The following is a 21,012-nucleotide window of genomic DNA, read 5'->3' on the forward strand; positions in this document are numbered from 1 at the left end:
GCTGCAGTTAGTTGCCACATTTTTCTTACTTGATGGAAGTAAATAGATTTTTTGAGTTTTCCTCGAACTGCTTTGCGAGTTCTAGTTGTTTGGACTTGAACTCTCCCAAAAAAACTTCTAACTGTTTTTGAACCTCTTCACGTTGCGATTGTTGTTGCTCGATAAATTGCTTTGTTGTTTCTTCAAATTGCCCACTTGTTTGAGTAAGAATAGACAAAGATGTTTTCGTAGGAGCAACAGTAAGTTGGTGCATTTGAGTAGAAAGCTCATTCCATTTTTCTTGCCACTCGTTAATTTGGTCATTTAAGGAGTTTCCAGTTATTTGCTTCACGTAATCTGTATATTGGTTATTGAACTGAGCAGTGAATTGGTGTAGTTCTTTTTCTAGTTCATCTACACCTGATGTTAATTTATGCAAAGCGTCTTGTTGTTGTTTTAACGTTTCTAAAGTAAGTTGCTCTAATTGTTTCCCTGCTGAAGAGAAAAGGGAAAGAGATTGAGACCAGTTTTTCCAAAATGCATCGACTAATTCGTATGGCTTAGTTTCCATTGTTTGACCCCCAAATGTTTTTTTGCATATTGTGAACGCAGATTACTCTGCTGTACCACCAGGTGAAGATGAAGAATCCTTTTCATCCTTTTCTGGAGAAGTAGAAAATGGAAAGAATGCGTTGGTGTATAACGTGAAAAACGTCCGCAGCATATTTTGGTAATGCTCAAAAGAAGTCGCGCATGTTGTTAAATATTGCTCTCCATATTCAGTTAAAGAATAAATTCTTTTTGCTGGCCCTCCGTCGCTTGTATCCCAAGTAGAAGAAATAAGATTTTCTTTTTCTAATTTGCGTAGTGTTCTATACACATTGCCTTGGTCAACCGAAGAAAAGCCGATATCCATTAGCATTTGAATAAGTTTGTAACCATGAAGACTCCAGTCTTTTAGACAGAGAAGTAAGAAGGGAACTAAGAAGTTTTTTGGCATGGAGTTTGGTTGTTTTGCTTGGTTGTTCTCCAAACTTTCGCGTTGTTCTGGTTCATTTTGTAGCATGATTGTGCATCACCTCATGAATCAGTTAGATGGAATTTTTTGCTTATAAGTGCAATTTACACCTATCTGTTTTTAATGTCAATACATTTGTTGGAAAATAAAGAAAAATAAAATATAGACTTGAAGTTTTATTCAGAATATTAGAAAATAGTGAATAGGTTGAATTGTTTCAAAAACGAAAAAGGGAGTGTAGGTAAAGTGATTGATCAAAAATTCGATCCACTACAAGCATGGAAAAATGCTTATGAACAAACCGAAACATTTTGGGGAAAAGCGCTCAATGAAACAATTAAAACAGAAGAATATTCTGCTTGGATGGGCAGTGTTCTAGATTTGAATTTGTTTTATCAAAAAGCATTAAATGATACAACAAAAAACTATTTAGAGCAGGTAAATGTGCCTACGAAAGAGGATATCGCTAGAGTGGCTACGCTTGTTATTAACTTAGAAAATAAAGTAGATAACATTGAGGAAGTTCTAGAAGAGAAAGTGGATTCATTAGGACAGGCTCCTACATTAAAGCGTGATGTTACGAAAGTAAAACAAGATCTTCGCACATTAGAAACGAAAGTTGATCAAATTTTAGAATTGCTAGAAAAGCAAAATGCAGTACTAGCGAAACTACAAGAACCTGTAAAAGAAGAAGTAAAACCTACGAATAAGCCAGAAAATAAAAAGTGATAATAGCGCTTGTTTATAACAGATAAAAGAGAGAGGGAGAATCTCTTTTCTATGTATAAACAGCGAAACATAATTATATAGGGACTCCATTGTATGAGTACCAAAATGATTCATAATAGTCGTTCACAAATTCATTTAAGGGGGAAAAGAAATGGTTCAATTAAATGGAAAAGTAGCAATCGTAACAGGTGGGGCAAAAGGGATTGGTAAAGCGATTACAGTAGCGCTAGCACAAGAGGGAGCAAAAGTTGTTATTAACTATAATAGCAGTAAAGAAGCAGCTGAAAACTTAGTAAATGAACTAGGAAAAGAAGGACATGACGTTTATGCAGTTCAAGCGGATGTTTCTAAAGTAGAAGATGCAAACCGACTTGTAGAAGAAGCAGTGAATCATTTTGGTAAAGTTGATATTCTTGTTAATAATGCTGGTATTACAAGAGATCGTACATTCAAAAAGTTAAATCGTGAAGATTGGGAGCGCGTAATTGACGTGAACTTAAGCAGCGTATTTAATACGACTAGCGCTGTACTTCCATACATAACGGAAGCAGAAGAAGGAAGAATCATTAGCATTTCTTCTATTATTGGTCAAGCGGGTGGATTTGGACAAACAAACTATTCAGCAGCGAAAGCAGGTATGCTAGGATTTACAAAATCATTAGCATTAGAGCTTGCAAAAACAAATGTAACTGTAAACGCTATTTGCCCAGGATTTATTGATACTGAAATGGTAGCAGAAGTACCAGAAGAAGTACGCCAAAAAATCGTTGCTAAAATCCCGAAAAAACGTTTTGGTCAAGCTGATGAAATTGCAAAAGGTGTAGTATACCTATGCCGTGACGGTGCTTATATCACAGGTCAGCAATTAAACATTAACGGCGGATTATATATGTAATGAAGTAAGAAAAAAGTGCATATCCATAGCAGGAATGCACTTCTTTTTTTAGAAGGAAATCGACCAAAAAGGAGATAGAAAAATGACTACATTCGCAACAGAATGGGAAAAGCAATTAGAGCTATACCCAGAAGAGTACCGAAAAGCATACCGTCGAGTGAAAAGGGCGAGTGAAATTTTATTACGTGAACCAGAGCCACAAGTAGGATTAACACCGAAAGAGGTTATTTGGACAAAGAATAAGACGAAGCTTTATCGCTACATTCCAAAACAAGAAAAAACACAAAGAGTTCCAATTCTATTAATATATGCTCTTATTAATAAACCATATATTATGGACTTAACCCCTGGAAATAGTTTAGTGGAATATCTAGTGGACCGTGGTTTTGATGTGTATATGCTCGATTGGGGCACATTTGGTTTAGAAGATAGTCATTTGAAATTTGATGATTTCGTGTTTGATTATATTGCAAAAGCAGTAAAAAAAGTAATGCGAACTGCAAAATCGGACGAGATTTCTTTACTTGGTTATTGCATGGGTGGAACGCTAACATCTATTTATGCAGCACTGCATCCGCACATGCCAATTCGTAATTTAATTTTCATGACAAGTCCTTTTGATTTCTCTGAAACAGGATTGTATGGTCCTTTATTAGATGAGAAATACTTCAATTTAGATAAAGCGGTTGATACATTTGGAAATATTCCGCCAGAAATGATTGATTTCGGAAACAAAATGTTAAAGCCAATTACGAACTTTGTTGGTCCATATGTTGCTTTAGTAGATCGTTCAGAGAATGAGCGCTTCGTCGAAAGCTGGAGATTGGTTCAAAAGTGGGTTGGTGATGGCATTCCGTTCCCTGGTGAATCATACAGACAGTGGATTCGTGATTTTTATCAAAATAATAAGCTAGTTAAGGGTGAGCTCGTTATTCGTGGACAAAAGGTAGATCTTGCAAATATTAAGGCAAATGTCTTAAATATTTCCGGAAAACGTGATCATATTGCCCTACCATGTCAAGTAGAAGCATTGCTAGATCATATTTCTAGCACAGATAAACAATATGTATGTTTACCAACAGGGCATATGTCTATCGTTTACGGCGGAACAGCGGTAAAACAAACTTATCCGATGATTGGAGATTGGCTTGACGAGCGTTCGAAGTAAAAATAAAAAATCCAACTAGCATATGTTAGTTGGATTTTTTTATGGGAAATAACAAAACATAGAAAGGAGAAATTTATATTTTAGGAGTATAATTATGAAACTTATGACCGGTAAGTTGTTTTGGAATACAGGAGTTTCTGTACCTTGTTATCCACTGTTAGAAAATGATATGATATGTGATGTGCTTGTAGTAGGAAGTGGAGAAGCTGGTGCTCATATCGCGTATTCGTTAGCGAAAATTGGCATGAGTGTTATGCTCATTGAAAAACGAGCAATCGCCTGCGGTAGCACAGCTGCTAATACAGGTTTACTACAATTTCTTCATGATAAATCGTTAACCTCACTTATCCATACATTTGGTGAAGAAAAAGGGGTGCGAGCATATAAGCTTTGTTACGAAGCGTTACGAACAATGGAGAATGTTGTACCGACTCTCGATATTGATCCCCATTTTATTCCGCGAAGTAGTTTATATTATGCAAGTAAAAGTGAGGACGCCTCATTTTTACAAGAGGAGTACAATACGTTACAGAATTATGGATTTCCTGTTGAGTATTTTACAGAATTCGATATTAAGGAACGTTATTCCTTCACAAAACAAGCGGCATTATATACACACGGTGATGCTGAGGTGAATCCGTATTTATTAGCGCATAGCCTTTTACATAAGGCAAATCAAATGGGAGCCACAATACATGAACATACAGAGGCATTACATATAAAAAAACGCCAAAATGATTTAATTTGTTACACGAAAACAGGAAATCGCATTGTAGCAAAGAATATTATTATGGCGACAGGCTATGAAGCGCTTTTTGGAAAGATAGAAAAAAATACAACAGTAGAGACATCTTATGCGGTTGTGACAAATGAGATAGATCAATTTGAAGGATGGCATGAGCAATCATTAATTTGGGAAACAGCACGTCCTTACTTATATTTTCGGACGTATGAAAATCGCATTATTGTAGGTGGATTAGATGAAGCGATGAAAATTCAACCGATTGGTGACACAAAATTATTGCATAAGCGTGATATCCTTATTAACATTGTAAAAGAGATGTTCCCGCAGTATAAAAATATACAGGCAGACTACTATTGGGCAGCGGCATTTGGTGGTAGTCATGATGGTCTCCCGATTTTAAAAGAAGACAAAAAGATACATAATTTGTTTTACGCATTACCGTATGGAGGTAATGGAACGGTGTATGGAATGGTATTTGCCAAATTATTCGAGCAGTTGTTCACAAATAAAGGAAGTGAAAATTTTTCTTTATTTAATCGATAGAAAAAAGGTAGCGAAGTGATGGAATGAGAGATATAAAAAAGTTTTTACAAAAATTACGTCCTGTACAACTCATTGTTTTGTTTTATTTATTAGCAGTAGTTGTATCGGTGATATTGCTTAGTTTCCCGTTTGTTACGAAGGCTGGTGTGAAATGGACATTTATCGATGCACTTTTTACATCTGTTAGTGCGGTAAGTGTTACGGGATTGTCTGTTGTTACGATTTCAGATACATTTACTACGGCGGGAATTATTATGTTAGCCCTTATTTTACAATTAGGCGGCTTAGGAATTATGGCACTTGGTACGTTCGTTTGGATTATAACAGGGAAAAAGATTGGTTTGCAGAGAAGAAGGCTCATTATGGCAGACCATAATCAAGGGAATTTATCAGGCCTTGTAGAATTGATGCGTTCTATTTTAATTGTAATTATTTCGATAGAACTTATTGGAGCAATATTATTAGGTACAAGATTCTTACTTTACTTTCCAACTTGGCAAGAAGCTTATTTTCACGGTTTCTTTGCGGCTGTTAGTGCAACCACGAATGGCGGATTTGATTTAACAGGGCAATCGCTAATTCCGTATAAGAAAGATTATATTGTTCAAATGATTCATATGTTACTTATTATTTTAGGAGCAATTGGTTTTCCTGTATTAATGGAAGTGAAACAATTCCTTAGTAAAAGGAGACAGCAACTATTTCGTTTTTCGTTATTTACAAAATTGACGACAACAACATTTTTTGCACTCGTTATCGTTGGAACAATTATGATTTTTTTGTTAGAGCGAAACCAGTTTTTAGCAGGAAAGTCATGGCATGAAACAGTTTTCTATACATTATTCCAATCTGTGACGACGCGAAGTGGTGGGCTTGCTACGATGGATATACGTGAATTGTCACAACCGACGCTTTTATTTATGAGTATATTAATGTTTATAGGAGCATCTCCAAGTTCGGTTGGGGGCGGAATACGTACAACAACATTTGCTGTTAGTATATTGTCACTATACACCTTTGCAAGGGGCGGTAGAACAGTTAGAGTCTTCAAACGTCAGCTACATGAAGAGGATGTACTGAAAGCATCTGTCGTTATGACGATGGGGATTTTGTTATGTGCTACTGCGCTATTCATTTTATCTATTACGGAAAATGTACCGCTTATGAGCTTAATTGTTGAAGTTTGTTCTGCTTTCGGAACGACGGGACTATCAACAGGTGTTACGCCTGATTTAACAACTGTTGGTAAACTTGTACTTATTGTACTTATGTTTATCGGGCGTGTTGGTATTTTAACATTTATTTTAGCTAGTGGCGGAAGAGAACAGCCACCTCGCTATAAATATCCGAAAGAGAGAATTATTATTGGCTAGTATGAAACCATTCTACCTATGTTAGGTAGAATGGTTTTTTAGTCGTTAATGCCAAATTGCGGATGCATAAAAGCGTCATTCTTATTATCCACTTCGTTTTTTAGTAACTCTTGATTTTCTTCTGAAATCCACCCAATATCATTTGTAGGATGGATCCATTCTTCTCCAGCCATAATGGCAGGATCTACTTCATCACTCCAATTGTTAAGCGGACTGTTCTCGGAATTATATTTACTGTCTCCGATTACGACGTCATATTGGTTTATGAAAGGTTGTTGCATCTTTTTTCCTGTTCCTTTAAAAGATGGAAAATTCATTTGATGCGGGAGCGTTTCATCTAAAATGGGTGATTGAATCTTATCTTTCTTCTTCAAAATAATCGCTCCTTTTTATAATGCTTTCTGCCGTAGTATTTCCATCTAGCGACTCTTATGTACTTGTTAACACTTGCCAGTAATAATTATTTTATGTTGCTTCAAACTAGAGTAGAAAGTGAATTCTTGAGAGCAGGTGAATGTATTGGTAAAAAGAAAAGTGAAACAAAATGCGGCAATCAACAATAATAAAACTCCGAAAGAAAGCTTACCAGATGCAGAATTTGCATTAGAGTATGAAGGAGAAAATAGCGCGAAGTATGCAAATCGTAATTCAAAAAAAGGTAAACAAAAATGAGGCGTTTTTTACAAACGCCTCATTTTTTTGTGGGATTATAAAGGTTTTTTTAATTATTTGTAAATTTAGTGTTCATTATTAGCAGAAAAATGTGAAAAAACATAGAAGTAGCAACGTATTACACAAAAACAAACAACAAACAAAAGATTAATGTTGGTTTAATACTGCTTTTACACTAGTTGTTTATATTTGAGTTGTACATAAGATTTGTAAAAGGAGAGAGAGACAGTGAAAAAAACAATCTTTAAAGCTGTAGCAACTGGAATGGTATTTTCGTTATTAATGGGGTGTGGTGCAAAGAAAGAAGAAAGTGCTGGAGCAAAAGTGAAAGATGATAAATTATCTGGATCATTAACTGTTTACACAGCAATCGAAGAAGAACTTGTACCAATTTATCTTGATTCTTTTAAAAAGAAATATCCAGATGTGAAATTGAACATTGTTCGTGATTCAACGGGAGTTATTACAGCGAAACTACTAGCTGAAGGAAAGAATACACAAGCAGATGTTGTATGGGGGACTGCTGCATCAAGCCTATTAGCTTTAGATAAAAAAGATATGTTAAAAGGATACTCTCCAAAAGGAGCAGATCGTGTTCTTCCACAATTTAAAGATGATAAGCAACCAGAAAAATGGGTAGGAAACACTGCATTTATGACAGGGATTGCTGTAAATAAAGAAGAATTAAAGAAGAAAAATTTACCGATGCCAGAATCATATGAAGACTTAACGAAACCAGAATATAAAGGAACGCTTGTTATGCCACATCCAGCTTCTTCTGGAACAGGATTTTTAACAGTTTCTGCATGGTTACAAATTATGGGTGAAGATAAAGGCTGGGATTACATGAAGAAACTTCATGATAATATGGCAACTTATACTCACTCAGGATCAAAACCAGCGAAATTAGCAGGCGCGGGTGAATATCCAGTAGGTGTATCGATGGTTTATAGTGCTTTGAAAGAGAAACAAAAAGGTGCACCAGTTGAAGTTGTATTGCCGAAAGAAGGATTAGGATGGGAAGTAGAAGCGAACGCACTTATTAAAAAAGATAATGCAAAAAATGAAAAATTAGCGCAAGCATTTTTAGATTGGGCAATTACTGATGATGTAATGAAGTTATACTTCGAGAAAAATGGATTTGCGACAATTAAAAATGATTATAAACTTCCAGATGGATTCCCTAAAGATGTAACAGAAAAGTTATACAAAAAGAATGACTTTAAATGGGCAGCAGAAAATCGCGACAAAATTTTAGAAAAATGGGAAAAAGAGTTTGGCCAAAAAGCAGAACCGAAAAAGTAAGTGAGTGGGAGAGAGAAAAAATGAGCGAATATTTATCAATTCAACACATTCAAAAACAGTTTGATGCATTTACAGCGTTAAAAGATATTTCTTTTACTGTGAAAAAAAATGAGTTTGTATGTTTATTAGGCCCAAGTGGTTGTGGGAAAACGACATTGCTTCGAATTTTAGCAGGGTTAGAAGAGGCAACAACAGGTAGTATAGCTGTGAATGGAAAAGATATTACAGCATTACCTCCTGGAAAGAGGAACTTCGGAATGGTGTTTCAATCGTATGCATTATTTCCGAATTTAACAGCACTTGAAAATATTGAACACGGCTTAAAGACAAAAAAATATGGAAAAGCAGAAGTAAAAGAGAAAGCGTTGGAGGCGTTAGAACTAGTTGATTTACTGAATGTAAAAGATAAATATCCTGCTCAAATGTCTGGTGGACAACAGCAGCGAGTGGCACTTGCACGTGCGCTCGCTCTGTCTCCGGATATTTTGTTACTGGATGAGCCGTTATCTGCTTTAGATGCAAAAGTACGTGAAAAGTTACGTAGAGAAATGCGTGATTTGCAAGAAAAAGTAGGAGTAACAACTATTATGGTCACGCATGATCAAGAAGAGGCATTAACGATGGCTGATAAAATTGTTGTAATGAATCATGCGGAAATTATGCAGATTGGAACACCAGAGGAGATTTATCAAAGACCGGCCAATCCGTTTGTGGCAGATTTTATTGGTTCTATTAATTTCTTTTCGAAAAATAATGAAGAACATGCAATTCGTCCTGAACATGTAATAGTTGTACAAAATGATGGTATTAAAACGGTTGTGGAAAGCATGGAATTCCGAGGATCTGTATATCGGACAGAAGTGCGAGTCGTAGAAGAAAAAACACATCTTTATAACGAGAAAATTGTAGTGGATATATTGGCATCAGAAGTAGAAAAAACCGCTATTAGAAAAGGAAAACCGATTCAAATCTCTTTCTCAGAAAATCATATGTTGTCATATGGAAAGAAGGTCATTGTATAGATGGAGATGTTAGAAAATTTCAAGGTAGAAAGTACGAAAAAAAAGATTAAGAGACGTATTGGTAAAGAAGAGTGGATACAAAGACTATTAATTATTGGTATGCTTCTTGCTTTTTTGATCATGCTTGTATTACCCCTATTACAATTGTTTACACAAGCTTTTTACGATAAAGATGGAGCTTTCATTGGCGTTGCGAATTTTAGTAAATATTTCACAACACCGACGCTAGTTCAATCATTACAAAATACGATATGGATTTCGGGCGCGACAACAATTATTGCAGTGACACTCGCTTTCGCTTACGCCTATGCGATTGCTCGTACGAATGTGTTTGGAAAGCGTGTATTTCAATATGTTGCGTTGTTACCACTATTCGCACCAACGATGATGCACGGTATCGCACTGACATATTTATTTGGTAATCAAGGGCTAGTAACGAAAGGAATGTTTGGTTTGTTTGAAGGGATACAAATCCCTTTATATGGACCAGTAGGAATTGTGATGGCTGAAGTCATGTATACATTTCCGCAAGCATTTCTTATATTATTAATTGCTTTTCAAGGTTCTGATTATCGTTTATATGAAGCTTCTAATATGTTAGGAGCGAGTAAAACAAAGCAATTTTTCACTGTTACTTTACCTAGTGTAAAGTACGGATTAATTAGTGCGATGTTCGTTGTGTTTACACTTAGTTTCACTGATTTTGGAGCACCAAAAATTGTTGGCGGACAATATAATGTACTTGCTACTGATGTATATAAGCAAGTAATTGGGCAACAGAATATGCCAATGGGTGCAACTGTCGGAATGATTTTATTAATCCCTGCTATATTTGCATTTGCAGTTGATCGTATTACGCAAAGAAAGCAGGCGAATCTCTTATCTTCCAAATCAGTACCTTACAGAATAATAAATAATAAGAAACGAGATGTTATTTCATTCGCATATTGTAGCGTAGTAACGCTTATGATCATTCTATTATTTGTGGCAGTTGGTATTGCGGCAAGTGTGAAAGTATGGCCATATAATATGAGCTTTACATTTGAGCATTTTAATTTTTCTAGTTTAACAGGAGATGGACTTGAAGCGTTTAAAAATAGCGTAATTGTTTCAGCAATCACAGCGGTTATTGGAGCGGTTTTAACATTTATGTTCGCTTATGCGATTGAGAAAATAGATCAGCTACAATTTTTCCGAAAAGCAGGTTACTTTTTCTCTATTGTCCCTTTAGCGATACCAGGTTTAGTACTTGGGTTAGGCTATGTCTTCTTCTTTAGTCAACCAACCATACAAATCTTTGGACTTTCCGTAACGAATCCGTTTCATTCTCTATACGGAACAATCGCTGTGCTAGTACTAGTCAATATCATTCATTTTTATTCTGTAACATTTGTTACGGCAACGACAGCTTTAAAGAAATTAGATCGAGAGTTTGAACTTGTTTCACAGTCGATGGGAATTCCGTTTTATAAAACATTCTTTCGAGTAACAGTACCGATGTGTTTACCGGCGATTTTAGAAATGGTAATGTACTACTTCGTAAATTCAATGGTAACTGTTTCGGCAGTCGTATTCCTATATGCAGCTGATTTTAAACTAGCTGCTGTATCAATTGTAAACATGGATGATGCAGGAAATGTAGCACCAGCAGCTGCAATGAGTGTACTTATTGTTGTTACAAATATTGTAGTAAGAGTTGTATATGAATGGGGAACGAAAGCACTTCGTAACCGAACTTCACAATGGCAAAAAAGATAAATAAGAAGGGTGATGGATTGAATGAAAATAGAAGCAGTTATTTTTGATTGGGCGGGTACGACAGTTGATTATGGATGTTTTGCACCACTGGAAGTATTTATGGAGATTTTCCATAAACGCGGTGTTGAAATTACTGCAGAAGAAGCTCGTAAGCCAATGGGGTTATTGAAAATTGATCATGTTAGGGCATTAACAGAGATGCCTCGTATTGCGAGTGAGTGGAATCGTGTTTTCGGACAATTCCCAACAGAAGCAGATATTCAGGAGATGTATGAAGAATTTGAAGAAATTCTCTTCGCTATTTTACCGCGCTATGCGTCACCGATTAATGGAGTAAAAGAAGTGATTGCTTCTTTACGTGAAAGAGGAATTAAAATTGGTTCAACGACTGGTTATACGAGAGAAATGATGGATATTGTAGCAAGAGAAGCAGCGCTACAAGGGTATAAACCTGATTTTCTTGTAACGCCTGATGATGTTCCAGCGGGTCGTCCATATCCGTGGATGTGTTATAAAAATGCGATGGAACTTGGTGTATATCCAATGAATCATATGATAAAAGTTGGAGACACGGTATCGGATATGAAAGAGGGAAGAAATGCTGGAATGTGGACAGTTGGTGTAATTCTTGGCAGTAGCGAGCTCGGTTTAACGGAAGAAGAAGTGGAGAATATGGATTCGGTAGAACTTCGTGAAAAAATAGAAGTAGTTCGCAATCGTTTCGTTGAAAATGGGGCGCACTTTACGATAGAAACGATGCAGGAACTCGAAAGCGTAATGGAACATATCGAGAAACAAGAACTTATTATTTCATAAAAGGGGAATAGGATCATGACTGAAAATCACTACTTATTATTAACACCAGGACCATTAACGACAACAAAAACGGTAAAAGAAGTTATGTTATACGATTGGTGTACGTGGGATGCTGAATATAACACGATGGTGCAAGATGTAAGAGCTAAACTTGTATCGTTAGCAACGAAGGAAGAAGAGAAATATACGACTGTTCTCATGCAAGGAAGCGGTACGTTTTCAGTTGAAGCAGTAATTGGTTCTGTTATTCCTAGAAATGGAAAAATGCTTGTTTGTACAAATGGTGCGTACGGTAAGCGAATTGTACAAATGGCAGAGATGTTACATATAGATGTGGTGGTTAGTCAAACTGAAGAATGGGAGCCTACTAATATTGCAGAAGTAGAAAAGATATTACAACAAGATAAAGAGATTACACATATTGCAGTTGTTCATTGTGAAACAACAACAGGCATTATTAATCCAATTGTAGACGTATGTAAATTAGGTAAGCAATACGGAAAAGTAACACTAGTTGATGCAATGAGTAGTTTTGGTGGTATTGAAATAGATAGCGCTGAGTTGCAAATTGACTTTCTAATTAGTAGTGCGAATAAATGTATTCAAGGGGTTCCAGGGTTCGGGTTTGTTATTGCAAAGCGCGAAGAATTGTTGAAATGTAAAGGGCAGGCACGTTCATTATCTTTAGATTTATACGATCAATGGGAAACGATGGAAAATCAAAATGGGAAATGGCGTTTTACGTCACCTACACATGTTGTACACGCTTTTTATCAAGCTTTGCTTGAATTAGAAAAAGAAGGCGGAGTAAGCGCACGTTACAATCGATATTACAATAACCAAAAACTATTAGTGAATAGAATGGGGGAAATTGGCTTTAAGCCACTCGTAGATGAAAAATATCAATCTCCTATTATTACATCTTTCATTTACCCGGAAGGGAACTTCGAGTTTCAACAGTTATATAACGAGTTAAAACGCTATGGATTTGTTATTTATCCTGGGAAAATTTCAAAAGTAGATACATTCCGCATTGGAAATATCGGTGATGTACATGAGGCAGATATTAATCGCTTAGTTGATAGTATCGCTAAAGGAGTTGTTATAGGTTGAAAGTATTTTGCTTAGGTGGAGCAGGTAAAATTTGTCGTGAAGCAATTTTAGATTTGGTGCAATTTTCATCTTTTGAGACGATTACAGTAGCGGATTTTAACGAAGAAGAGGGGCTTAAAGTAGTAGAATGGGTTAACGATCCTCGTGTTGATTTTGTTAAAGTTGATGTGACAAATCATGAAGATACAGTTGCAAAAATGAAGGGCTATGACATTGTAATGGATGGCACGACGATAAAGCTAAATGGTTTGTCAACTCGATGTATTGCAGAAGCAGGTTGTCACGGTGTGAATTTAAATGGATTTGGTGAAGAAAATGACTCGCATTCTATATTTGTTCAAAACGGAAAAACATGTTTACCTGGTTTTGGTATGACGCCAGGTGTAACGCAAATGATGGCAATGCATGCAGCAAATCAGCTAGATACTGTAGAATCAGTTCGTGTCAGCCACGGTTCGTATCGTCCGATTGCTTTTTCTGCATCAATTACAGAAACAACGACATATGAATATGATCCACATTTACCATCGCGTACAGTGTATGAAGATGGTGAGTTTAAGCAAGTACCTCCGTTTGCGCGTCCGAGAGAAATAGAATTACCGGCGCCTTATGGTAAGGCAATGCAGTATATAATCCCGCATTCTGAAACGATTACGTTAGCAAAAGCACTAGAAAATAAAGGCGTCAAACTGATAGAGACGAGAGGGACTTGGCCAAAGCAAAATATGCAACTCGTACGTGCGTTATATGATTACGGTATATTGCGTAATGATCAAGTTGAAATAAATGGGGAAGAAATCGGCATTATGGATTGCATTTCGAAGTATTTATTGCAATCGAAAGAGGGACAAGAAACAGAAATTTACGGTTATGCACTTCATGTAGAAGTAATAGGTATGAAAAATAATGAGAAACAAAGGCATGTATTATATCATACACACCCGTTATCTGATGGATCTGTTGTAGGATGGGAAAAATTAAGAGCTTATACGAGAAACGTCGGTATTCCATTTGGGATTGCTACAGAGTTAGTCGCAAATGGGAATGTAAATAAAGTGGGGGTTGTAACACCTGAGGAAGCTTTTGTAAAGCCACAAATTATTTTTGATGAACTAGTAAAGCGTGGTATTCATATTCATGAAGAAGTTTTTACTGAAAAAGAAAGTTATAACTTTGTATAAGTAAGGTAGTTTATGAGGTAGAAATCAATGGGGTGAAGCTATGTCTGTAGTAGGAGAAGAAAGAAAGCGAACCATTCTTGAGAAGGTAGAGTTTAAAGGAAAAGTAAAAGTTTCAGAGTTAGCAAGGGAGTTTGCTGTATCAACAGAGACGATTCGCCGTTATTTAGAAGAATTGGATCGTGAAAAGAAGTTGAAGAAAGTGTACGGCGGAGCTGTCCAACTTCCGGGAGCTGGAATAGAGGCACCAATGTTAGAACGAGAGATGCTGCATATAGAAGAGAAGAAGAGAATTGGCTATAAAGCAGCAACGTTTGTGGAAGATGGAGATGTGATTGCGATTGATGATGGAAGTACACCACTTCAAATGGTACCATATCTAGTTCATCGAAAAAATTTAACGATTGTAACAAGTTCTTTTCCAGTAGCTACACAATTAATTTCTTCTATTAATAAAAAGATGTTTCACGGTGAAGTTTTATTTATTGGTGGGAAAATATCTCCAAAGCACTCACGCGTATCAGGGTCTATTTCCCAGCAAGTAATACAGCAATTCCATTTTCATAAAGCATTTGTGTCAATTGATGGATTATTGCCTAGTTTTGGAGTTTCTAGTTTTGAATTAGAAAAGGCGAAACTTTCAGAAGCGATGATGAAATTAGCGGAAAAAACATATATTCTATGTGATCATACAAAGGTAGGCGTAAAAGGGAATTATCGAATAGCAGCATTTTCTCGTATTCAGCATGTTATTTGTGATAAAAAAATGCCCTATAGTTTTGAAGAGGAAATGAAAAAGCATAATATTCAATGGACAATTTGCTAAATAAATTGAACTCCCACTTGATTTTTAGGTGGGAGTTTTACTGCTAGCAAATAGCAGGATAAAAGATTTGTATTTATGCAAAAAGTGGACACATTTTCTCATTTCTTTCATATAATTTACCAATACAAAAAAAGTTGGTCGAAGGAAAGAAGGGGGAACATGTCAGAACGAATATATAATAAACTTGTATTGTACGCGAATATTCTGCAAAAAATTGGTGTCATCAATGAGAAGGAAAAAAGTGAAATTCTTCATACAATAGGTAAAAAAGCCCTTTGAATAAAGGGTTTTTATTTTTTATACATGGAAATATAAACTTAATGTAATATTACCATTGACAATGATAATGATATTCATTATCATTTATTTGTAGGTAATTGATAAATGTTATCAATTATAAAAATTATATATGATAGGGGATATTATTTTGAAAAAAAATTATATGAAGGCGCTAGTAGTAGCGACAACATTAGCAATTCCATTTGCTGCTTATTCTACTCCAGCATTAGCAGCAATAAAAATTGAAGCAAACCAATCGGTAGTAGCTAATGAACGTACATACGATACTGAGATTAAAATATATAAGGACCAAAAAGACGAGCCATCTATGGTTTCTCAATACATAAAAAATCCTAAAGTAGCAATTGAAAACGGGAAAAATATTGTTACTGTAACCTTACAAGATAGCGATTATTTTCAATATCTTAGAATAGAAGAGAAAAATCAATCTGGTGTATTTCATGATGTGAAGGTTTTGTCAGAAGATAAGAGGAAGAATGGAACGAAAGTAGTTCAATTTGAAATTGGCGAGTTTGAGAAGAAGCATAATATGCAAATGCATATACTTATTCCGGCTATTGGATATGATCACAAATATCAAGTTCAATTTGAAATTAAAGATCCAACTGTAGGTGACAAAGAAACAGAGAAACCAGATGATAACTCTAATTCAGGCAATACGGAAATAGATAATCCGGTTGATACTCAAAATATGATAACAGATAACAAATTAAGAGAACTTGTTAATAAAAAAGTATTTAATAGAAAAGATTTAAATACACCAATTACGAAAGAAGAGTTATTACAAGTAAAGGACTTGTTTTTAAATACGAATGAGATTCTTGATTATAGTGCATTAAAATATATGCCAAATTTAAAATCTTTAACAGTTGCGAATGCGAAGATAAAAGATCCGTCGTTCTTTGCGAACTTAAAGCAATTAAATCATTTAGCTTTGCGTGGTAATGAATTTTCAGATGTAACACCACTTGTTAAGATGGATAATTTAGAATCCCTTGATTTGAGTAATAATAAAATTACAAACGTTGCACCACTAATTGAAATGAAAAATGTAAAAAGTTTATATCTATCAGGTAACCAAATAGAAGATGTAACAGCATTAGCGAAAATGGAACAACTAGATTACTTGAATTTAGCAAATAATAAAATTACGAATGTTTCTCCATTAAGCGCGTTAAAAAATGTAACATACTTGACTTTAGCTGGTAATCAAATTGAAGATATTAAACCGTTATATTCATTACCTTTAACAGACTTAGTATTAACACGTAATAAAGTTAAAGATTTATCCGGCATTGAGCGAATGAAGCAATTAGAAGAATTGTGGATCGGGAAAAATGAAATAAAAGATGTTACTCCTCTAAGTAAGATGGCACAGTTGAAAGAATTACACTTACCTAACAATGAGTTAAAGGATATTACGCCATTATCAAGTCTAGTAAACTTACAAAAACTTGATTTAGAAGCGAATTATATTTCAGACTTAACACCGGCTAGTAATTTGAAAAAGTTAGTATTCTTAAGTTTTGTTGCAAATGAAATTCGTGATGTTCGACCAGTGATAGAACTAAGTAAAACAGCTTACATCAATGTTCAAAATCAAAAAGTATTTTTAGAGGAAACAGAAGTAAATAAAGAAGTAAAAGTACCTATATACGAAAAAGATGGTGAAATTTCCACAAAAATTCGTTTGAAGAGCGAAGGTGGTACGTATAGTAATGATTCAGTTAAGTGGAGTACATCAGGCGAGAAAATATACGAATTTGGTGTGAAAGATCCGTTTGCGGATACAGGAATCTTCTTCACAGGATCTGTAATTCAAAATGTGATAGAAAGCAAAGGAGACAACACTTCTAAAGAAGATGAAAAAGTAGAAGTAGTAGAATTTGAAGATGTACCAAAAGGACATTGGTCAGAGGAAGCAATTCATTATTTAGCGAAAGAAAATATTTTCAAGGGATATGGAAATGGACAATTTGGATTTGGGGATAGTATTACTCGTGGACAAGTTGCGTCTTTAGTACAAAGATACTTGAAATTAGAAAATAGAGTAGAGCAGAAAGAGAGATTTACAGATACGAAAGGGCATATGTTTGAGCAAGATATTGCTACCGTTGCGCAGGCTGGAATTATGCAAGGAGATGGTACTGGGAAGTTTCGTCCAGATGGAGTATTAACTCGATACGAAATGTCTGTAGTATTATATAAAGTATTTCAGTTAAAAGAAGATGGAAATAATAAAGTGCACTTAAAAGATGTACCAACTGGTCACTGGGCAGAAGGATATGTGAAAGTTTTAGCGGATAATAATATATCAAAAGGTGATGGAAAAGGAAACTTTTTAGGTGATGATTTCGTAACACGTGAACAATATGCACAGTTTTTATATAATGAAATAAAGAAATAAAAGATGAGAAAATACGTTATTCTTTGATTTAAAAAGAATAACGTATTTTTTATGTACAAAATGAAATAGGGAATAGACAGAAGTATAGATATATGAATGGCCCATTTTAAAGAAGAGCTGTGAAACTATATTGACAAAAAGGCGTTCTCATGTGATAATTCAATTAAATTTTTAGAATAATCAAAAAATACTCCTTTTACATAGAAAGGATTCGAACATTATATAAATATTATGCCGGGGGTGACGAAATGTTATTTTTTCTAAAGAAATGGAATGAATTAAAAGATGTGAAATCTGAATTGGCACTTCGTGATTGGTTTTATGGTACAAAAATTAGTTTATCACTTTGTACGTCAAAAGAGCCGTTAACTTTTTTAGTAAACGTTGAGGGAAGAGATAAAGGGTTATTTTCAGAAGAAGACTTTATTGTTGTTAATTGTATGTGTGAGCCAGTATTTGAAAATGAAGAAAAACCAGCTGCAGAATCGTTTATGCATGCGGATATTTATAAAAAAAGTAGTGCAGAATGTATTTTACAAGTGCAGACTGTAGATAGCCATTTAATATCAGAGTTATATGGAGAAGAAGGGGAAGTAACATTCGATAAACGTAGCGTGGAACGTGTTTTTGGAAAAGAGGGTATAACAGAAATGACAATTCCCATTGTAGAAGATGAGAAAAAATTCGCTGATTTATTAGAAAATAATGTACCGAATTTTATTGAAGGTGGAGGAGTAGTTCTTGTTCATAATTATGGCATGATCGTGTGGGGGAAAACTCCAGAAGAAGCGAAAAAATGGCTAGAGGGTATAGAATATTTAATGAATTACCATGTAAAGTTGTTAATGATAAAAGGTGCAAAGAGCTCTGTGATATAAAATGTTTGTGATGTTGTTACAAGTCAATAAATAAATGAAAGCGTTTTAAAAATGATTTTACTCATAAAATATAGGTTTCCTTATTATAAATAGATTACATGTTGACATGTAAGGAGGAACATATTTTGCGAGTTAAATATCATTTTCTGCCAAAACAGCAAATAACATTTTGCAAAATGAACGATTCAGGTGAAGAGGCTTTGCGCATTATGAATGAAACGGGATTTCGAGCAATCCCTGTAGTAGCAGAAGATGAAAAGAAATTCATGGGGATAATTTATAAAGTAGATCTTTTAGAAAAAAAGTGTAATGGCGGATTAGAAAAATTAAGTACGGAACATATGTTGGAAGATTCTGCTGCATTTATTTTTGAAAAGGATTCTTTTTTTAGAGCATTTTATGTTATTCGTCGCCTTCCATTTTTAGCTGTGCTAAATGATTATAATGAATTTGTTGGTATCTTAACGCATTCTAATATATTTGATGTTATTGAAGATTCATTTGGTATGCGGACAGGTGGTTATATATTAACAATTGCAACACAAGATTGTAAGGGAACGATTAAAGAACTTGGGACATTGTTGAAAGCATTTCATATCGGTGGACTATTTACGCTAGATAATGGCGATCAATATATTCGCCGCGTTATCGTAAATATAACAGATGAGTTAAATGAAAAAAGATTAAAGCAATTAATCGAAAAAATAGAGAAAAAAGGATTCAGGGTGAGTCATGTAGATTATATTTAGGATGAAAAGGAAAGAGAGCAATTTGCTATATGCAGGTTGCTCTCTTTTTTAGTTTGAGTCATGAATCTTATTTTGAAACAGGAGGCGGAGATAATGCTAAATCGGATAAAAAAATAAAATCTGCATGTTCACGCATTTTAGGAATAGAAGTTTCTATAACACGTGATGTAATTTCACCTGGAGGCCCAACATGTCCGATAGCTACCATAATCGGTTTTTCTTGAAGTTTTTTAATGAGTAATTGGGCTTGTTTTGAAATATGTGCCGCTGTATACACGTCATCAAAAAATAATTGATTTTCAATAATTGGCACTCCTAATTCTTTCCCGATTTTTGGGACGACACTCTTAGGATTTGTTTTACTATCTAAATAAAATAAACCGTGTTTTTTACAAGCTGCAAGTATAAGTCGCACAATTCTTTCGTCCGCGGTCACTTTTGATCCCATATGATTGTTCATCCCAACTGCATGCGGTACTTCTTGAATCGCTTGTTCGAGTCGGTTATTTATTTCTTCGTCGCTTAAATCAGTTGTAATTGCTTTTGGTCCAAGCCATTCTTTTTTACCTTTAATCGGTTCCATTGGCATATGTATAATAACTTCGTGCCCTTTCTTATGAGCCGCTATCGCATCTTCCTTTGTGGAAGGAAGAAAAGGCATAACGGCAACAGTTAGTGGGATAGGAAGTGATAACATTTTATCAGTCCCCTTCATATTATTGCCGAAGTCATCAATGACAATAGCCACTTTGTTTGTATGTGCCTTTGCTTGAACTGGAAACAAGAAAGATGGTAAGAACATAGTAAACATAAGAAATGCAATCGTATATTTGCGCATATAAATATTTCCTTTCTATTTTATCCCACTATTTGTGGGCAGTGGGGAGTGAACACCCTCAATGATTAAATTTTCACTTTATCAATCATCATTATGTTTTGCGTTTTTATATAAATTAAACAAAAAATGTCGAAGAAAAGTATATGGAAAATAGAGAATCCGCTATTTAGTTGATGTTTGTAAAAAAAGAAGATGAAAAAATTGTCTATTATTGCGAATGTATTTACAAAGATAGAATAATTTGTAATAATTCTCAAAGTGAGGGTAAAGATTTGTAAATTACAGGGAGAAAATGTTTGATTTTCTGATTCTTCAAATTCAAATATGATTAAGTAGTTAAAAGGTCGATGGAGAAGTGAAGTTGAGAGCATGGAAGTATAATAAGGGGGATATGAATGTTTACTGTAAAAAGGAAGTACACATTAGAAAAGCTTTCACGTGATATTCATATGAAACGTGAAGAGATGATTCAATTAGGTTTAACGAGTGGGTTAAATAGTATGGAGACAATTCAAGTTAGTCAAGAATTGGACAAGCTTATTTTACAGTACCAGTGTTATAAAGAGAAACAAACACCAAAATGGTTATCGATTATAAAGGTACCTATTTTTCAAATTGGGTATGAAGGGAAATCAAGTAATTTTTGGCGAATGCTTGTGGCTGGTTTTATGAAATAAGTATAATTACCCTTTTGGGATAA

21 protein-coding genes are annotated in these 21,012 nt (G+C 34.9%); 17 read left to right on the plus strand and 4 right to left on the minus strand.

The window, feature by feature from the left end:
• Positions 1–25: 25 nt before the first annotated feature.
• Entirely contained in the window at positions 26–550 is a 525-nt protein-coding gene (gene phaP / locus ATN06_RS06860; protein ID WP_060630046.1) for a polyhydroxyalkanoic acid inclusion protein PhaP, read from the minus strand.
• A 42-nt stretch (positions 551–592) separates the two neighbouring features.
• A complete protein-coding gene (gene phaQ / locus ATN06_RS06865) occupies positions 593–1,045 on the minus strand; it encodes a poly-beta-hydroxybutyrate-responsive repressor (protein WP_000939954.1) in 453 nt (150 codons plus the stop codon).
• A 198-nt stretch (positions 1,046–1,243) separates the two neighbouring features.
• Between phaQ and phaR the strand changes: the two genes are divergently transcribed.
• The 5 genes from phaR to ATN06_RS06890 all read left to right on the plus strand — a co-directional run bounded on the left by phaR (position 1,244) and on the right by ATN06_RS06890 (position 6,450).
• Positions 1,244–1,726, plus strand: a complete 483-nt coding sequence (gene phaR / locus ATN06_RS06870) for a polyhydroxyalkanoic acid synthase subunit PhaR (RefSeq protein WP_000566952.1) — start codon at positions 1,244–1,246, stop codon at positions 1,724–1,726.
• A 151-nt stretch (positions 1,727–1,877) separates the two neighbouring features.
• Complete coding sequence (locus ATN06_RS06875; protein ID WP_000250412.1) at positions 1,878–2,621, plus strand: acetoacetyl-CoA reductase; 744 nt, start codon at positions 1,878–1,880, stop codon at positions 2,619–2,621.
• 82 nt (positions 2,622–2,703) lie between these two features.
• On the plus strand, positions 2,704–3,789 hold the full coding sequence (gene phaC, locus ATN06_RS06880; RefSeq protein ID WP_060630047.1) for a class III poly(R)-hydroxyalkanoic acid synthase subunit PhaC: 1,086 nt from the start codon (positions 2,704–2,706) through the stop codon (positions 3,787–3,789).
• Positions 3,790–3,883: 94 nt separating this feature from the next.
• Complete coding sequence (locus ATN06_RS06885; protein WP_060630048.1) at positions 3,884–5,077, plus strand: NAD(P)/FAD-dependent oxidoreductase; 1,194 nt, start codon at positions 3,884–3,886, stop codon at positions 5,075–5,077.
• 23 nt (positions 5,078–5,100) lie between these two features.
• Positions 5,101–6,450, plus strand: coding sequence for a TrkH family potassium uptake protein (locus tag ATN06_RS06890; RefSeq protein WP_060630049.1), 1,350 nt, complete (start codon positions 5,101–5,103; stop codon positions 6,448–6,450).
• A gap of 38 nt (positions 6,451–6,488) precedes the next feature.
• On the opposite strand, the gene ATN06_RS06895 is transcribed toward ATN06_RS06890, so the two are convergent.
• Complete coding sequence (locus ATN06_RS06895; RefSeq protein ID WP_060630050.1) at positions 6,489–6,824, minus strand: DUF3905 domain-containing protein; 336 nt, start codon at positions 6,822–6,824, stop codon at positions 6,489–6,491.
• A gap of 145 nt (positions 6,825–6,969) precedes the next feature.
• On the opposite strand from ATN06_RS06895, the gene ATN06_RS06900 reads away from it, so the two are divergent.
• The 11 genes from ATN06_RS06900 (at position 6,970) to cbpA (ending at position 19,474) form a co-directional block, all read left to right on the plus strand.
• Entirely contained in the window at positions 6,970–7,122 is a 153-nt protein-coding gene (locus tag ATN06_RS06900) for a hypothetical protein (RefSeq protein ID WP_000240799.1), read from the plus strand.
• A gap of 228 nt (positions 7,123–7,350) precedes the next feature.
• A complete protein-coding gene (locus tag ATN06_RS06905; RefSeq protein ID WP_044741031.1) occupies positions 7,351–8,427 on the plus strand; it encodes a putative 2-aminoethylphosphonate ABC transporter substrate-binding protein in 1,077 nt (358 codons plus the stop codon).
• Positions 8,428–8,447: 20 nt separating this feature from the next.
• Positions 8,448–9,449, plus strand: coding sequence for a putative 2-aminoethylphosphonate ABC transporter ATP-binding protein (locus ATN06_RS06910; RefSeq protein WP_060630051.1), 1,002 nt, complete (start codon positions 8,448–8,450; stop codon positions 9,447–9,449).
• On the plus strand, positions 9,450–11,207 hold the full coding sequence (locus tag ATN06_RS06915; RefSeq protein ID WP_060630052.1) for a putative 2-aminoethylphosphonate ABC transporter permease subunit: 1,758 nt from the start codon (positions 9,450–9,452) through the stop codon (positions 11,205–11,207).
• A gap of 21 nt (positions 11,208–11,228) precedes the next feature.
• Positions 11,229–12,023, plus strand: a complete 795-nt coding sequence (gene phnX / locus ATN06_RS06920; protein WP_060630053.1) for a phosphonoacetaldehyde hydrolase — start codon at positions 11,229–11,231, stop codon at positions 12,021–12,023.
• 15 nt (positions 12,024–12,038) lie between these two features.
• Positions 12,039–13,136, plus strand: coding sequence for a 2-aminoethylphosphonate--pyruvate transaminase (gene phnW / locus ATN06_RS06925; RefSeq protein WP_060630054.1), 1,098 nt, complete (start codon positions 12,039–12,041; stop codon positions 13,134–13,136).
• Positions 13,133–14,317 (plus strand): saccharopine dehydrogenase family protein, encoded by a 1,185-nt coding sequence (locus tag ATN06_RS06930; protein WP_060630055.1) that lies wholly within the window; start codon positions 13,133–13,135, stop codon positions 14,315–14,317. The genes phnW and ATN06_RS06930 overlap by 4 nt, the downstream gene beginning before the upstream one ends.
• A gap of 40 nt (positions 14,318–14,357) precedes the next feature.
• Positions 14,358–15,140, plus strand: a complete 783-nt coding sequence (locus ATN06_RS06935; protein WP_060630056.1) for a DeoR/GlpR family DNA-binding transcription regulator — start codon at positions 14,358–14,360, stop codon at positions 15,138–15,140.
• Positions 15,141–15,549: 409 nt separating this feature from the next.
• Positions 15,550–17,847: an NEAT domain-containing leucine-rich repeat protein gene (locus ATN06_RS06945; protein ID WP_088116142.1), complete on the plus strand. Its 2,298-nt coding sequence runs from the start codon at positions 15,550–15,552 to the stop codon at positions 17,845–17,847.
• A gap of 248 nt (positions 17,848–18,095) precedes the next feature.
• Complete coding sequence (locus tag ATN06_RS06950; RefSeq protein WP_060630058.1) at positions 18,096–18,725, plus strand: class II aldolase/adducin family protein; 630 nt, start codon at positions 18,096–18,098, stop codon at positions 18,723–18,725.
• Positions 18,726–18,850: 125 nt separating this feature from the next.
• Positions 18,851–19,474 (plus strand): cyclic di-AMP binding protein CbpA, encoded by a 624-nt coding sequence (gene cbpA / locus ATN06_RS06955; protein ID WP_060630059.1) that lies wholly within the window; start codon positions 18,851–18,853, stop codon positions 19,472–19,474.
• 67 nt (positions 19,475–19,541) lie between these two features.
• Here the strand turns inward: cbpA and ATN06_RS06960 are convergent, their stop codons facing one another.
• Positions 19,542–20,312, minus strand: coding sequence for a divergent polysaccharide deacetylase family protein (locus tag ATN06_RS06960; protein ID WP_060630060.1), 771 nt, complete (start codon positions 20,310–20,312; stop codon positions 19,542–19,544).
• A gap of 395 nt (positions 20,313–20,707) precedes the next feature.
• On the opposite strand from ATN06_RS06960, the gene ATN06_RS06965 reads away from it, so the two are divergent.
• Positions 20,708–20,989 (plus strand): aspartyl-phosphate phosphatase Spo0E family protein, encoded by a 282-nt coding sequence (locus tag ATN06_RS06965; RefSeq protein ID WP_000495532.1) that lies wholly within the window; start codon positions 20,708–20,710, stop codon positions 20,987–20,989.
• Positions 20,990–21,012: the final 23 nt, after the last annotated feature.

It is taken from the genome of Bacillus thuringiensis (assembly GCF_001455345.1).
Classification (GTDB): Bacteria; Bacillota; Bacilli; order Bacillales; family Bacillaceae_G; genus Bacillus_A; species Bacillus_A thuringiensis_N.

Coding starts and splice junctions, on each gene's coding strand:
- phaP (WP_060630046.1), bottom strand. CDS start 550: ATGGAAACTAAGCCATACGAATTAGTCGATGCATTTTGGAAAAACTGG.
- phaQ (WP_000939954.1), bottom strand. CDS start 1,045: ATGCTACAAAATGAACCAGAACAACGCGAAAGTTTGGAGAACAACCAA.
- ATN06_RS06875 (WP_000250412.1), top strand. CDS start 1,878: ATGGTTCAATTAAATGGAAAAGTAGCAATCGTAACAGGTGGGGCAAAA.
- phaC (WP_060630047.1), top strand. CDS start 2,704: ATGACTACATTCGCAACAGAATGGGAAAAGCAATTAGAGCTATACCCA.
- ATN06_RS06885 (WP_060630048.1), top strand. CDS start 3,884: ATGAAACTTATGACCGGTAAGTTGTTTTGGAATACAGGAGTTTCTGTA.
- ATN06_RS06890 (WP_060630049.1), top strand. CDS start 5,101: ATGAGAGATATAAAAAAGTTTTTACAAAAATTACGTCCTGTACAACTC.
- ATN06_RS06910 (WP_060630051.1), top strand. CDS start 8,448: ATGAGCGAATATTTATCAATTCAACACATTCAAAAACAGTTTGATGCA.
- ATN06_RS06915 (WP_060630052.1), top strand. CDS start 9,450: ATGGAGATGTTAGAAAATTTCAAGGTAGAAAGTACGAAAAAAAAGATT.
- phnX (WP_060630053.1), top strand. CDS start 11,229: ATGAAAATAGAAGCAGTTATTTTTGATTGGGCGGGTACGACAGTTGAT.
- phnW (WP_060630054.1), top strand. CDS start 12,039: ATGACTGAAAATCACTACTTATTATTAACACCAGGACCATTAACGACA.
- ATN06_RS06935 (WP_060630056.1), top strand. CDS start 14,358: ATGTCTGTAGTAGGAGAAGAAAGAAAGCGAACCATTCTTGAGAAGGTA.
- ATN06_RS06945 (WP_088116142.1), top strand. CDS start 15,550: ATGATAGGGGATATTATTTTGAAAAAAAATTATATGAAGGCGCTAGTA.
- ATN06_RS06950 (WP_060630058.1), top strand. CDS start 18,096: ATGTTATTTTTTCTAAAGAAATGGAATGAATTAAAAGATGTGAAATCT.
- ATN06_RS06960 (WP_060630060.1), bottom strand. CDS start 20,312: ATGCGCAAATATACGATTGCATTTCTTATGTTTACTATGTTCTTACCA.
- ATN06_RS06965 (WP_000495532.1), top strand. CDS start 20,708: ATGTTTACTGTAAAAAGGAAGTACACATTAGAAAAGCTTTCACGTGAT.